This window comes from Yersinia rochesterensis (genome assembly GCF_003600645.1).
Taxonomy (GTDB): domain Bacteria; phylum Pseudomonadota; class Gammaproteobacteria; order Enterobacterales; family Enterobacteriaceae; genus Yersinia; species Yersinia rochesterensis.
This window is the reverse complement of record NZ_CP032482.1, coordinates 1,886,644-1,900,576: the sequence shown is the minus strand read 5'-3', so window position 1 is coordinate 1,900,576 and position 13,933 is coordinate 1,886,644. Positions and strand designations below refer to the sequence as shown.

Below are 13,933 nucleotides of genomic sequence, written 5' to 3'. Positions count from 1 at the left end.
AATGAGCATGATCCCCAGACTACGAAAAATCAAGCACCTCAAATGATTATCAGTATAACGCATTGAATAAAAACAGATTATTTATCAATTTGAGTAATTTAAAGTAGTTAATAAACTCAAATGAACGTTGAAGTGTTTATTATGATGAAATGCCCTATTTGCCGTTGCACAGCGCATACTCGATCCAGTCGTGAAATATCTGCCGAAACTAAAGAGAGATATAATCAGTGTACCAATATTAATTACGGACACACCTTTATTATAATGGAGACATTTTATTCGCTCTATTATGACGCTGGGTGTTATTAATAAAATTCCGCCACATTCAACGGCTCAAGGACAATCAACGCTCAATTTCTAATTATATTATTTGGCTAAAAAACAACCTGCTAACTCGCGGTTTTTTTTAGCGTCAAAATATCGCCATTGCCACAGATTTCTGTCGCCATTTTGTCGCCACTACTTTTGGGGGTTTTAACTGAGGGTTTTGTAATTTATTGATATTTCGGAGTTTGCTGGTGGGTCGTGCAGGGTTCGAACCTGCGACTAATGCCCCCTAAAATCACATGTAACAGACTGTTTTTAAAGCCTAAAACTGCATTCACACTTCTCTCCGGTACACATGCCACCATACACATAGCTACGCTTACCCACATCACTCGTATGATTTTTAGAACAACTCAATCAATAGCTGATCATTAGCATCTCAAATGCTACACTCTTGCCATTACTTAAAATGACTCTTATTGACAAATGCTTAAGCTATTTTCAAAATATTTTACAGTTGGTATTTTTAATACCGCTATCCACTGGGTAGTGTTTGCCGTTTGCCTTTACGCTTTCCACACTAATCAGGCGCTGGCTAACTTCATCGCTTTCTGTGTAGCAGTGACATTCTCATTCTTTGCTAATGCCCGATTCACATTTAAGGCACGCACAACGACAGTGCGATACATGCTTTATGTCGGGTTCATGGGGGTGCTTAGCGCAGCAACGGGCTGGTTTGCTGATTACTTCGGACTCCCTGCCCTGTTTACGCTGATATGCTTCTCAGCCATCAGTCTTGTATGCGGATTTTTCTACTCGAAATTCATTGTATTTAGGGAAACTAAATGAAAATTTCTCTGGTTGTGCCTGTATTCAACGAAGAAGACGCGATCCCCATCTTCTATAAAGCAGTTCGCGAATATGAGCCACTAAAGCCTTATGAGATTGAGATTGTTTTTATCGATGATGGAAGCAAAGACTCAACAAAAAATATTATTAACGCGCTGGCTATTTCAGACTCTCTTGTTGTTCCCTTAAGCTTTACCCGCAACTTTGGCAAAGAACCAGCTTTATTCGCCGGGCTTGACCATGCGACAGGCGATGCGATTATCCCTATTGATGTTGACCTACAAGACCCGATTGATGTCATACCGCAGCTAATCGAAAAATGGAAAGCTGGCGCAGATGTTGTTTTAGCTAAACGCTCAGATCGCTCCACTGACAGTGGACTTAAGCGAAAATCAGCAGAATGGTTCTATAAGCTCCACAATAAAATTAGCACCCCAAAAATAGAAGAAAATGTGGGTGATTTCAGATTGATGTCGCGCGAAACAGTTGAAAATATCAAGCTGCTTCCAGAGCGTAACCTATTCATGAAGGGAATATTGTCATGGGTTGGTGGCAGGACTGAAGTTGTGGAGTATTCACGTGCTGAACGTTGCGCTGGAGAATCGAAGTTTAATGGTTGGAAGCTATGGAACCTTGCACTTGAGGGGATCACCAGCTTCTCTACGTTCCCACTGCGAATGTGGTCATACATTGGGCTTGCCGTATCTGCATTCGCATTTATTTATGCTGCATGGATGATTGTAGATAAATTGATTTGGGGTAACCCGGTTCCGGGATATCCATCTTTAATGACTGCAATACTATTTCTTGGTGGGATTCAGCTAATAGGGATAGGGGTGCTTGGTGAGTACATTGGACGTATATATATGGAATCAAAAAGCCGACCGCGCTATATAGTTAAGGGAAATAAATGAAAGAAAGATATCTATTTGATAGTGGAAGCAAGGCTATAGCAATCATCACAGCCTTATTCTCACTTCCTATACTGTTATCTGGTATCTTATATCAGGATGATATACTTCGATCCGCAAATGGAGAAGCTTACTGGGGTGCGCTTGGAAGACCATTGTCTGACGTTGTAGTCATGGGGCTTGGGTTCGGAAGCGACTTTGTTGTTAATTTATTCCCATTAACATTAATTTTGGCGACAACTCTTCTTGCTGCCTCATCTATCATCCTATACAACCGTTTTGCTATAAAAAGAGACATTACTACTGGCATAGCATTTTCTCTATTTTCGCTAAGTCCATTTTTTTTACAGAATCTATCATATCAATTTGATAGCTTCCCTATGATGCTTGGCGTTTTCTTTAGTGTTTTGCCATACTCTATTTTGGTTCAAAAAGTCGGGTTAGTGTCTAGGGTGTTTTTATCGGCCATAATGATAATAGCATCGCTATGTTTATACCAAGCAACTGTTAATATATTTATTGCCATTTGCGCAATTGAAATAATTTTCAATATACGCTCTACTGGAAGTGGCATTGTGGCAGCAAAAGCGGTAATAAATAGAGTGCTATCATTAATATTGGCTTTAATTATATATTTAAAGGTTATAGCTCCAATTTATGTTGCGAAATCAGTTAATTCTGATTTAATCTTTAAGGCAAGCAATCCAATAGAAAGCTTGAGAAACAATATTAATAGATTTGCTGCAATCATTGAAAGTTTGAATAACACAGCGTTTATTTATGCTTGGGCTATAGCGCTATTCGTAGCTACAATAGCTATTTTTTCTATATCTTTAAAAATAATAAAAAACAATGAAAGCTCAAAATCAAAAATAATTGCAATTGTACTTATAATGTCTAGCATACTGGTTTCTATATTTTCAGTGGTAGGGCCATTTTTATTTATTGACAAGACAGTTGTAGCTCCACGGGTAATGATGGGAATGCCGGGATTAATGCTTCTTGTAGGGTATCTATGCACTTTAATTGATAAAAAAATAATTTCTGTTGTCGCTTGTATAATACCAGTAACTCTAAGTCTTTCCTTGTCGTCAGCTTATGGTAATGCCAGCAAATCACAAAGGGCATTAGAAGATAAAGTATTTTATCAAATAGCTAGCGAGATACCAAAGTCATGGTTTAAAAGTAAGATGTACATTACAGGTCAAGTATCAACCAGCCAAGCAACAAGTATGGAGTTCAAAAGATTTCCTGTACTTAAATGGATGATAACGCCGTTATATAGTTGGTCTGGCATGATAATGCTAAAACATTATAACATCCCAGTTGAAATGGCTAATAATGTAAATATTACATCAAGCAATAGTAAAATAATATTTGAAAGTAGGTATATAACTCTTTCCGAGGGTGAAAGGAACATAATAACATTGAAATAAGCCCCTTTCAGGCTGAGAGTTCCCCATAAATAAAGATAGGCATAGAAGATTGTGATCTATTTAGTATTCCACCAAAAAGTAAGGTCACGTCTCTATGCCTGTTTATCAAGTTTGCCATAAATTCTTCCGTCAGTCCCTGAATTCGCTCCATTAGTACCGTAAAAATGCGCTGCTTGATATGACTCGCGGTGCCTCGCTTTCACTCAGCAGAATCCCAATGAATTTCGTAACTCATTGTTATTTATAATAATAGAAAATAGTCCGATTATCTATCCGGTTTAGCATTTACAACTTCCGATGCTAATCTATTTTTGTGTAATTATAACCGTAAATGCCCATGCACTACTATATACCGCCCCACCTTGGTAACCCTGCCCACCATCCCACTTACTCAATACTACCCTAGCGCTTTAACCGGATGCGATCTGCGCATTCCACACTATTACAACACCAATCTCTAAAATAAGTTTTACCCAATCATATCAATACTAAATCAATAGATGATCGTCTGATTTATAGATGATAGACTTGTCAGCATTAAAAATGGAGAATCAAATATGCATATAAATTTCAGGCTATATCTACTAGCGATAATTACATTATTTGTGGTTATTTACCCATGTTTAATTGATGGGACATTTTCTAGCTATGATGCTATGGCTCACTATGGAAGGCTTAAAGACATTAATAATCAAATAATGAATCTTCAGATTCCACCATTATTTGATTATTATAGCGATGATTGGTATGGGTTATCATGGAATATGTTTTACCCACCATTAAGCGTGTACGTTATGGGTCTAGTGAAGTTTGTTTTTTTATTTAGCCTGTCAGAGCAGAATCAATTTAAGATATCTGTTGCTGTAATAATAATTATTTGCTTCATCAGTATGTATATATCTGCTATGAAGTTACATAAAAACAATAGATATGCAATAATTGCTGCTATTCTATTCTCAACTTCCGGCTATTTATTGAGCGATGCATATATAAGAATTGATTTAGGTGAACTATTAGCAATGGCGTTTGCCCCAATGCTTATAGTTGGATCCAGAGCACTTATTTCAGGGGATGAAGGTAAAGCACTATTTCCAATAAGTTTATCCCTGATTCTTATTTCAAACATACCATCATTTATTGCCTCTATTTTATATTTAACATTACTTTTCTTAATTAATATAAAAAAGCTAATTGATATAAAAACCATAAAGTACTTAATTATAAGTGTCTTTTTTGTAATATTATCAACTGCTTTCTTTACTGTTCCCTTAATATATCATTTTATTAAAGGCAATGTTTTTGCATTTCACGCACTTGCTGTATCATACAATACAATGGGTAAGTTTGGGGTAGAGATATCAGAGATGATATTTGGAACAAAATCACAAACTGGACTCACTACAAAAGGTATACTAATCTCATCTGGCATAATAATAAATATTATATTTATATTTTATATTGTTAGGGATGCTAAAAAATCAAATCATGTTGATTTAAGTATATTAAGTATTTGCCTACTATTTCTTATCGCATCTACAAACATTTTCCCATGGTACATGGTAAGTGAAAAGATTCCCGTAGTTAGGTTTCTGCAATTTCCTTGGAGACTAATGGTTATTTGCGTGCCAGCGATGGTTCTACTGCTTGTATACTCATTAAAAAGCATAAATAGTAAATCACTTAATTTCTTAATTATTATATCAGCATTAATCACTTCATTCTACCCAATGCATAACTCCATAATAAATAGAACAAACGAGATACCACATCATGAATTTCATGACTATATGACAACGGTGTATGAAAAAAATAAAAATAACAACATAGACACAATACGAAATCTAAAATCAAACAAAAAAATAGAGATTTCAAACATTAAAAATGGAGATATAACATTTACAGTAGACAGTGAGAGTAAAAAAGAAATTACATTACCAATAATGGCATATGATGGCTACAAGGTAACTAACAATGATCTACCAATAGATTATACCCAATCAGATAATGGACTAATTTTAATAAAAAACCCATCAAATGGAATTATAACCGTCTCTTACAATAAAATGTTAACAACTATTCCTTTTTTTGTTTCATTTGTTTTTATTGTGTCATGTTTTATTTATTTAAGAGTGAGGTCGGGTAAAAAGAAAATATAATCAGGGAGGTTAAATTGATGGGGTGTTTATCATTAAAAATAAACACTCCATGCTTTATGGTTATGTTACTTTGTGATTTGTATCGTTAGTTTATACTGCACTGTAACCCCGCCCGCATTAGACTGTAATTGTATCTGTGTATCTGTAGATGAAAGCACACCCAATCCCATTGGGCTGCTTGTTGTAGAGCCAATTACTAGCGCCGTAAAATCTAAAATCTTATAACCAGACGGTGCATCTAGCGCTACGCGGCCATCGCCACCATTGGTAACTTTAGTTTGCCATGCCGTATGTGTAGCTACATCAGCGCCAGTTGGTGCATACCCAGACGGGAAGTCGTCAGTTAATATATTTCGTGTATTCAAAGAGCGAAATAGGTTAAATTTCGCACGTGTAAGGCCGAATAACGCGGCGTTGGAAATATAACCACCAATTATTGAAATAGCATTTCCGCTAGCCATGTTATGAACATATCTGATATAGCTTGGGTCATCGGTAATGTTTACGCCAAAATACTCCGGATTAATAACAGTGACATTATTATTTAAACCATATGAAAATATACAAGCACGGGAGACTGAAGAGATCTGCGGGGTACTTCTACCCATCAACCCATCGATCTGAGCTTTGGCACCATTTATACTTGATGAGCTATTATATGATTAATCATTAAAATAAAGGTTATTCAATGTGATGTTATTACCTGCCCCGCAAGTAAGATGTGTCCCTTGATACGCCTCTATTCCTAAGAAAAATTCTACGTTACTACACTTGATGCTGACAAATCTAAAATAAGCTTTTTTTGCAGTACTTCAGAGGAGGGGAGGCTTATTCCCGTATATAAAGAAAAGCCAGTCACTCAATCAACTAAATATTCTCACCAAGCGTTTATGCGATCACTTCTGAGAATGGCTGCTAATGAATGGGGGTGGTTAGATGCAGTGCCAATAATCAAAGCGAGGTCACCAAAAAACAAACGAATACGTTGGTTTACTCAGGAAGAGGCCTCAAGGCTAATTAACGCCCTTCCAGATTACTTAAAACCTGTCGTAATGTTCGCCCTTGCCACTGGATTGCGGAGATCGAACATACTTAACCTTGAATGGTCTCAACTGGATATTCAAAGAAAGATAGCCTGGATACATTCTGAGGATGCGAAAAATGGCAGAGCGATAGGCGCCGCCCTAAATGACACAGCATGCAAAGTTTTGCGTGGGCAGATTGGGAAGCATAATCGATGGGTTTTTGTTCCCATGTCATCATCAGTGAAACCTAACGGAAAATTAACACCAGAAATAAGGAAAATGAGAGTTGACGGAAATAAGGCTTGGAAGGCTGGATTAAAAAGAGCCGGAATAGATAATTTCAGATTTCATGATTTAAGGCATACATGGGCAAGTTGGTTAGTTCAATCCGGTGTTCCTATTTCTGCTTTACAGGAAATGGGTGGTTGGGAGTCAATTGAAATGGTGAAAAGATATGCCCATCTTTCACCGAATCATTTAAATGAACATGCCAGACAAATAGACTCAATATTTAATGATTGTGTCCCAAATATGTCCCATGAAATAGATTTCAAATTAGAGGTTAATACTAACTGATTGATTTTGTTGGTGGGTCGTGCAGGGTTCGAACCTGCGACCAATTGATTAAGAGTCAACTGCTCTACCAACTGAGCTAACGACCCAACGGCAATAATTATTCTCCTGTTGGACTTGGCTGTCAAACACTTCATCGGATTTTTCTCTTTATACCGCGTGAGATTCCTCTCTACGAATTAATTATGCACCTGATGCTGACGATTATTGTTAGTTATGTAACTTCATGTTGTAATTCCATATGCTGTGATGAACTTAACAAAATTCAGTGTGTGAAATATAAACACTGGAAAATGAGGCGCATTGTGTAATTATTGTTGCGAAGATATTAAATAATTTGAAAATTGCACTTAAAGCATACAAAAAATCTAATAGACAGACAGGGTAAGACCAAAGAGCCAACATAGAGCTCAACAACTTCACAAATACAGGAAGAGGGAATGGGAAAGATGGTAGACCAATCCAAGATAGTGGCAAAACCGTTGCCGGAACCTGAAGAGCACCTTCAACGAAGTCTCTCCAACCGTCATATTCAGCTGATAGCTATCGGCGGCGCCATAGGTACTGGTTTGTTTATGGGATCGGGTAAAACCATCAGCCTTGCCGGGCCGTCAATTATTTTTGTTTATATGATTATCGGTTTTATGTTGTTTTTCGTGATGCGAGCAATGGGTGAATTGCTGCTGTCGAATCTGAAATATAAATCATTCAGTGATTTTGCCGCTGATTTGCTTGGCCCATGGGCGGGGTTTTTCACTGGCTGGACTTATTGGTTTTGTTGGGTGATAACCGGCATCGCGGATGTTGTTGCCATCACGGCTTATGCGCAATTCTGGTTCCCTGGTTTCTCACAATGGGTCGCTTCATTATTAGTGGTTTTACTGCTGCTGTCGCTGAATCTGGCAACAGTAAAAATGTTCGGTGAAATGGAATTCTGGTTCGCTATGATCAAAATTGTGGCCATTGTGGCTCTGATCTTTGCTGGCCTGACCATGGTATTAATGAGTTATCAGTCACCTTCTGGCACTACTGCATCATTTGCCCATTTATGGAATGATGGAGGAATGTTCCCGAAAGGAATCAGTGGCTTCTTTGCTGGTTTCCAGATTGCTGTCTTTGCTTTTGTGGGCATTGAATTGGTTGGGACCACCGCCGCTGAAACCAAAGATCCAGAGGTGGTATTGCCGCGTGCGATTAACTCCATTCCTATCCGCATCATAATGTTCTATGTCTTCTCATTGATTATGATTATGTCGGTGACCCCATGGAGTTCAGTGGTTGCCGATAAAAGCCCGTTTGTTGAGTTATTCGTTTTAGTCGGCTTACCCGCTGCTGCCAGTGTTATCAACTTTGTGGTGTTAACTTCTGCGGCCTCGTCAGCCAACAGTGGCGTATTCTCCACCAGCCGTATGCTGTTCGGTTTAGCGAAAGAAGGCGATGCGCCAAAACAATTTGGTAAGTTATCGCGCCGTTCTGTTCCCGCCTCTGGCCTGACATTCTCTTGTATTTGCTTGCTAGGTGGCGTGGTGTTGATTTACCTTATTCCGAACGTCATGACCGTATTTACTCTGGTCACCACGGTATCGGCGATTTTATTTATGTTCGTCTGGACCATCATCCTTTGCTCTTATCTGGTGTATCGCAAAAGACGCCCGGCGCTGCATAAAAAGTCCATCTACAAAATGCCAGCCGGTATTTTCATGTCTTGGGTGTGCATGGCATTCTTCGCCTTTGTATTGGTATTGTTGACACTGGAAAGTGATACCCGCCAGGCACTGATTGTGACGCCATTGTGGTTTGTCATTCTCACCATCGGCTATATCATCTTGAAAAAGCGCAAAACTCGCCTATACGACAGTAATTTGTAGTCATTATCTGGCGTCAGAGTTTTTCTGGCGCCAGTTTTAGCGGCCCACCCTATTCAGTTATTGGTGTCATGCTGAGTGATAGCCCATAACATAAAGCTGCCCATGATTCGCAATTCCCTTGGTCAAGGGACGGTTATCGCTTCACGCAACCTACTGGATGTTAAACCAAAATGTTGCTGAAAACGCGACGCTGAAATATAACCGTGTTGCGCGGCAATTTCGCCTATTGGCAGCGATGTAGTTTGTACAGGAGAGCCGATATTGCGCCATAACGCTCTTATATTATGCTAAAAAGCTCAATATAGAGCGTTATCATATTAATCTAATTACTCAAGGTGTAGTTTGCCATCTTGCCAAGAAAGCTGGGTCACTGCTGAGGTGGCAACACCATCAGTTGTTTCTCCTCCCACCAAAATCACTTTATCTTTATCTTGAATAGATACGCCGTAACCCAGTGGTTGAGGTAATTTCCCAACAACCTGCCATTGATTATCCACCAGCGCATAAATGGGTTGTTGCCACTGTTTTTTCAGCCCTTTATGGGCATATAACTGACCTGCATTGAATTGTTTCCATGAACCGGGGAAGTTGGCCCCACCGCCCACTAGCACCACATCATGGCTAATGCCAGCAAAAGCCCCCGCCAGCCCTTCTTGTACCGCACCTTTTTCAGCAATCAAATCCGGCCGCTGTTGCCATTGGAGTTCTGTCCCCTGCTTTTTACCCTGCCACACTGCCGTCGTCCGTAAGCCGGGCTTAATTTCACCGTTTATTAATATAAGATTGCTATTTATAGTCGCGATAGCTGATCCTGCGGTCCCTAAAAATGGCATCTGCCCGCCACTTTTCCACTGATTTTTGGCCGGGTCATACACTAATACATCGCGGTTATAGAAATAGTCCGCTGGTTTCTGTTCAAAATACGCATTAATAACCGCATTTTTCTGAGTTTCATTGCTGCCCGCAGAGGCTAGATCCGCGAAGTAGCCATCGAAAATAGCCTTATTGACGCCCCCTAGCAGCAGCGCCTGAGAGCCATTCAGGGTAGTGGCGGCAGTTCCGACCAAGCCACGCGGTGCTCGTGTTGCCAACGGCTGCCATTGATTAGTTTGCGGGTCATATCGATAAACATCATTCAGTGCGCTTACCTGTGTGTCGCTGGCGGCATTTTTACCTACCCCACCAAAAACATATAATTTGCCGTCTAATGCTACAGTGACGGCCTGTTCACGGGGTTGACCTGGGAAATCGGCTATTTTCTGCCAACCGTCACTGGTTTTATCTGTATCAAGGCGATACCAGGATTGACCGGCACTGCCGAGACCGATATATAGATTGTTATTAATCCGAGTACCCGTTCCATATTTAAAAGGGACAGGTATATCGGGATAACTCTCAGCATTAGCGTAAGATAAAGAAAGCGTGACAAGGGGAATAAACACCCCCAGCAGAATGACTTTTGTACTCAATTTTTTCTTATATTGATGATATATCTGAGTCATCAAGATGTTCCTCATTAATTAATCGTTATATTGGGTTGAGTGGTGACAACAACTAAACTCCATAAATGATTTATAACTGGAGTTTTACTTCCATTAAAGATATTAATCGGACGTTACACTGTCAATGTAGATAGTCAGTAATTGTGATAAATACCCGCTGCTGGATGAGGGTTTGAGCTGAATTAGCGCGGCTATTCTTTACTAAACTGGCCGAATCAAGGCAGTCACCCTTGCGGCAGACAGATGTCGGGTTATTGTCTGGTTGCTGTCGTGGTGATATTGCGCACTTACGTTTAGGTTTGTAGACATACTTTCAAATCTCAGGGGAGTTAAGAATGAATCTTTATCGTATTCGTGAATTACGCCAGGCGCGGGCTTGGTCACAAGAGCAATTAGCGGAACTCTGTAGCCTCAACGTACGCACTATTCAGCGAATCGAAAATGGCGAACAAGCCAGTCTCGAAACCTTGAGTGCCATTGCGGCGGTGATGGAATTGAAAGTCAGCGAACTCTATTCACTTGATGCCAATCAACCTCAAGATGGGCCTGGCGAAGCAGTTGATCAGCGAGTATTAGATGCACGTAAAGCTGTTGAAAATGAAATGTCATTTTTGCGCCAATTACTGCGGGCCGTTATCCTGTGCGCCATATTATTTGCCATTAACTGGTTTACTTCCCCCAGCTATATGTGGGCTTGGTGGGTGGTTTTGGGCTTAAGCATCCCATTGGGATTAAGAGCCATAAACCTTTTCTTATTAGGTAATTGGGTTGAACGCTGGCAGCAAAAGCGCCTACAAAAGAAATTGCGCAATTTGTCATAATAATAAACATCTATCTGGCATCTGGCGATGTCAGATAGATACGACTTAAATTAATTCACTCTTTTTGTTTTTCTCGTTTGGTTTATAACGTGATGGCCATATAACTGCTGCATCAACACCCAAGAAACTAGCAATAATAGCTTCTCCTTTTGGCCAATGTCGATTAATAGCATTGCTCAAAGTAGATGAATGTAACCCCGCGCCACGCGACAATGCTGAGAGCGAAGAACCTTTTTTACGGATAGCCGCAATAATATCAGCATGATGCCAATCAGTATCATTCATAATATGTAACTCCGTTATTATAGTGCATAAAAATCATTACTATAACCATATTATCAACTTATCTCAGTGAGTATCAGGTTGACATAAAATAGCCTAATGCAGAAATCATTAACATGTTATCGCAATAAAAAGATCTTTTATTTTTTATGACAGCGTGATATGTGATAAAGCTGTAAAACAATACTTCCATCACTTCATTATCATAAATTTAGGAGCTAATTATGGATGTTAAAAATAATCAATTTGAAAATAATAGCAATAATATGCGTTCTACTTTCGCACATTGTTTTGATTGGGATAATACTATCGTAGGTCATGGTGTCATAGATGTAGTTAATAAAGAAATTACCTGTATGTGTAGCGATTATAATTGGCATTTATTATTCTGGAATGATGAACTTGACTTGCAAATAGGTAAGCGATTAACGCCTGGAATAGAACCCTGGCATAACTACCCAGATAGCTACTTAAATACTCTATCTAAATTTAAAAATAAGAATCTGAAAACTCAAATAAATATCTGTACTCGCCACGGTTCAATTTTTGAACTGACATCTCTGTGTTCCACTGGTGAATTATCGTCAAAAGACATGATGAACTTTCTAAAATTAAAACCCACATTGAGTGACTATGCTAACCAAATATGGAAAACAAAAAATAATCAACAGGAAATTAGTTTACCACTGAGGGATAACACTATCATTGATATAATAGAGCCTAATGACAATAACACTGACGCTCTTGATTGTCATCCCTATATGCGTTTTGGCAATATTCGTTTTACGCAAAAAGAAATCATAACCATTCGATATTTACTTTCACATCGGAGAGTAAAAGAAATTGCTGCGCTTCAGGGGTGTTCAGCAACAACCATACAAACCCGAATTAACCGTATAAAAGAGAAGCTTGATTGTCAAAATCAATCATCCGCTGTGTTATTTAAAGCACTTAAAGAGCACGGTGTCACACTGGCTTGTTTAGATATTCTTATTAAAACAACATAACTACAAAATAGTAAATGAGGGAATAAAATGAAATGGAGATTCAGATTAGGAGCCGTAGCAGGTAATACCTTGGAGTATTATGATATCGCGGTATTTACTGCTATATCGGGGTATCTCAGTGCGGAATTCGCACAACAAGGATATGCGCAGGCAGACAGTATTGTATGGGGAATATTTGCTCTCAGGTTTCTCACTCGCCCCCTTGGTGGTTATCTTATTGGTCATTATGCTGATAGAGTCGGCCGTAAGGCCGCCTTGATCCTTTCCAGTTTTATTACTGGGGTGGCAACCCTGTGTATGGCATTATTGCCTATCAGTATATTAGGATATACTGCACCATTGGTGGTATTGCTACTACAGATGACATTGTCGCTCAGCTTTGGTGGTGAATTAGCAACACTAACGACATATCTTTATAATGATGCAGCCGACAATGAACGCGCCAGAATTAGTAGTCTTATCAGTGGTAGTGCACTTATTGGCGTACTCGCCTCACTATTAATGGTATATGTGCTAGAAAGAACTCTTGACCCAACCTCCATGCAAACATTCGGCTGGCGGATTCCTCTGCTGTTCGGCATCGTCAATATTGCAATCAGTTTTTGGTTTCGTATTAAATTACCTATCCAGCCTCCAATTGATTGCCATCGCCATGTTAACTGGTTGAATGTAATACAGATGGTTCTGACTCTCGCCCCTTCAGTAACTGTGTTCTATGCTCAGAATATGTCAATGTCGCTTATTCGAGAAACGCTCCAAATAGGTAATTTAAAAAATGTATATGCCATGTTATCCACATTATTGCTCTTAATTCTCATGTTATTATTTGGCTGGTTAATTGACAAGCACTTAACCGCTGCCAAAGGTTTTAGATGGGGCGTTTTTATCTTGATTATTTTCACTGCCCCATTGTATTTCCTACTATCAAGTAACAACCTTGAATTGGTTTTATTGGCTCAATTTTTGATCACTGCCAATGCAGCCTTAATAATAAGTTGTATACAATCCGTTGTTGCTAATATTGCACAAGGTCATACTGCCACCATGGGCGTAGGATGTAATCTCGCACCGAGTTTATTTGGTGGTGTAGCACCATTAATTATTAGTATTTTATTACCTTATGGGTTGGTGTATGTGGGGGGATATATAGCGTTAACAGGATTTACTGTATTACTTTCCTACTTTATTTTTAGTAGAGCCAAAGCACTAAATTAGGCCTAAAGCCCTATATTGCTC

Annotated in this window: 11 protein-coding genes, 1 tRNA gene and 3 pseudogenes; 11 read left to right on the top strand and 4 right to left on the bottom strand. The window is 39.2% G+C overall.

Going from position 1 to position 13,933, the window contains the following annotated elements:
• Positions 1-141: 141 nt before the first annotated feature.
• From DXZ79_RS08930 to DXZ79_RS08905, 6 genes and pseudogenes are all read left to right on the top strand, one after another.
• Positions 142-361: pseudogene (locus DXZ79_RS08930) on the top strand (ogr/Delta-like zinc finger family protein).
• A gap of 392 nt (positions 362-753) precedes the next feature.
• Entirely contained in the window at positions 754-1,116 is a 363-nt protein-coding gene (locus tag DXZ79_RS08925; RefSeq protein WP_038633647.1) for a GtrA family protein, read from the top strand.
• The gene (locus DXZ79_RS08920; protein WP_120011221.1) at positions 1,113-2,030 is read left to right on the top strand and encodes a glycosyltransferase family 2 protein; all 918 of its coding nucleotides are present in this window, start codon (positions 1,113-1,115) and stop codon (positions 2,028-2,030) included. The genes DXZ79_RS08925 and DXZ79_RS08920 overlap by 4 nt, the downstream gene beginning before the upstream one ends.
• Positions 2,027-3,463, top strand: a complete 1,437-nt coding sequence (locus DXZ79_RS08915) for a glucosyltransferase domain-containing protein (RefSeq protein ID WP_120011220.1) — start codon at positions 2,027-2,029, stop codon at positions 3,461-3,463. The genes DXZ79_RS08920 and DXZ79_RS08915 overlap by 4 nt, the downstream gene beginning before the upstream one ends.
• A 94-nt stretch (positions 3,464-3,557) precedes the next feature.
• A pseudogene (locus DXZ79_RS08910) lies at positions 3,558-3,677 on the top strand (IS4 family transposase); the annotation flags it as partial.
• 343 nt (positions 3,678-4,020) lie between these two features.
• Entirely contained in the window at positions 4,021-5,619 is a 1,599-nt protein-coding gene (locus DXZ79_RS08905; RefSeq protein ID WP_120011219.1) for a glycosyltransferase family protein, read from the top strand.
• A gap of 65 nt (positions 5,620-5,684) precedes the next feature.
• Here DXZ79_RS08905 and DXZ79_RS08900 read toward each other — a convergent pair whose 3' ends face one another.
• The gene (locus DXZ79_RS08900) at positions 5,685-6,227 is read right to left on the bottom strand and encodes a hypothetical protein (protein WP_120011218.1); all 543 of its coding nucleotides are present in this window, start codon (positions 6,225-6,227) and stop codon (positions 5,685-5,687) included.
• A gap of 207 nt (positions 6,228-6,434) precedes the next feature.
• Between DXZ79_RS08900 and DXZ79_RS08895 the strand changes: the two are divergent.
• A pseudogene (locus tag DXZ79_RS08895) lies at positions 6,435-7,220 on the top strand (site-specific integrase); the annotation flags it as partial.
• A 10-nt stretch (positions 7,221-7,230) separates the two neighbouring features.
• Here the strand turns inward: DXZ79_RS08895 and DXZ79_RS08890 are convergent.
• A tRNA-Lys gene (locus tag DXZ79_RS08890) sits at positions 7,231-7,306 on the bottom strand.
• 360 nt (positions 7,307-7,666) lie between these two features.
• On the opposite strand from DXZ79_RS08890, the gene cycA reads away from it, so the two are divergent.
• A complete protein-coding gene (gene cycA / locus DXZ79_RS08885; protein ID WP_186377471.1) occupies positions 7,667-9,085 on the top strand; it encodes a D-serine/D-alanine/glycine transporter in 1,419 nt (472 codons plus the stop codon).
• 326 nt (positions 9,086-9,411) lie between these two features.
• Here the strand turns inward: cycA and DXZ79_RS08875 are convergent, their stop codons facing one another.
• Positions 9,412-10,587: an N-acetylneuraminate epimerase gene (locus DXZ79_RS08875; RefSeq protein WP_120011216.1), complete on the bottom strand. Its 1,176-nt coding sequence runs from the start codon at positions 10,585-10,587 to the stop codon at positions 9,412-9,414.
• A 335-nt stretch (positions 10,588-10,922) separates the two neighbouring features.
• Here DXZ79_RS08875 and DXZ79_RS08870 point away from each other — a divergent pair, with 335 nt between their 5' ends.
• On the top strand, positions 10,923-11,408 hold the full coding sequence (locus tag DXZ79_RS08870; RefSeq protein WP_038633660.1) for a helix-turn-helix domain-containing protein: 486 nt from the start codon (positions 10,923-10,925) through the stop codon (positions 11,406-11,408).
• 45 nt (positions 11,409-11,453) lie between these two features.
• Here DXZ79_RS08870 and DXZ79_RS08865 read toward each other — a convergent pair whose 3' ends face one another.
• Entirely contained in the window at positions 11,454-11,693 is a 240-nt protein-coding gene (locus tag DXZ79_RS08865; protein ID WP_038633662.1) for a helix-turn-helix domain-containing protein, read from the bottom strand.
• Positions 11,694-11,914: 221 nt separating this feature from the next.
• On the opposite strand from DXZ79_RS08865, the gene DXZ79_RS08860 reads away from it, so the two are divergent.
• Both DXZ79_RS08860 and DXZ79_RS08855 read left to right on the top strand, forming a co-directional pair.
• The gene (locus DXZ79_RS08860) at positions 11,915-12,697 is read left to right on the top strand and encodes a helix-turn-helix transcriptional regulator (protein WP_038633665.1); all 783 of its coding nucleotides are present in this window, start codon (positions 11,915-11,917) and stop codon (positions 12,695-12,697) included.
• A gap of 27 nt (positions 12,698-12,724) precedes the next feature.
• The gene (locus DXZ79_RS08855) at positions 12,725-13,912 is read left to right on the top strand and encodes an MFS transporter (RefSeq protein ID WP_050291784.1); all 1,188 of its coding nucleotides are present in this window, start codon (positions 12,725-12,727) and stop codon (positions 13,910-13,912) included.
• Positions 13,913-13,933 lie beyond the last annotated feature (21 nt).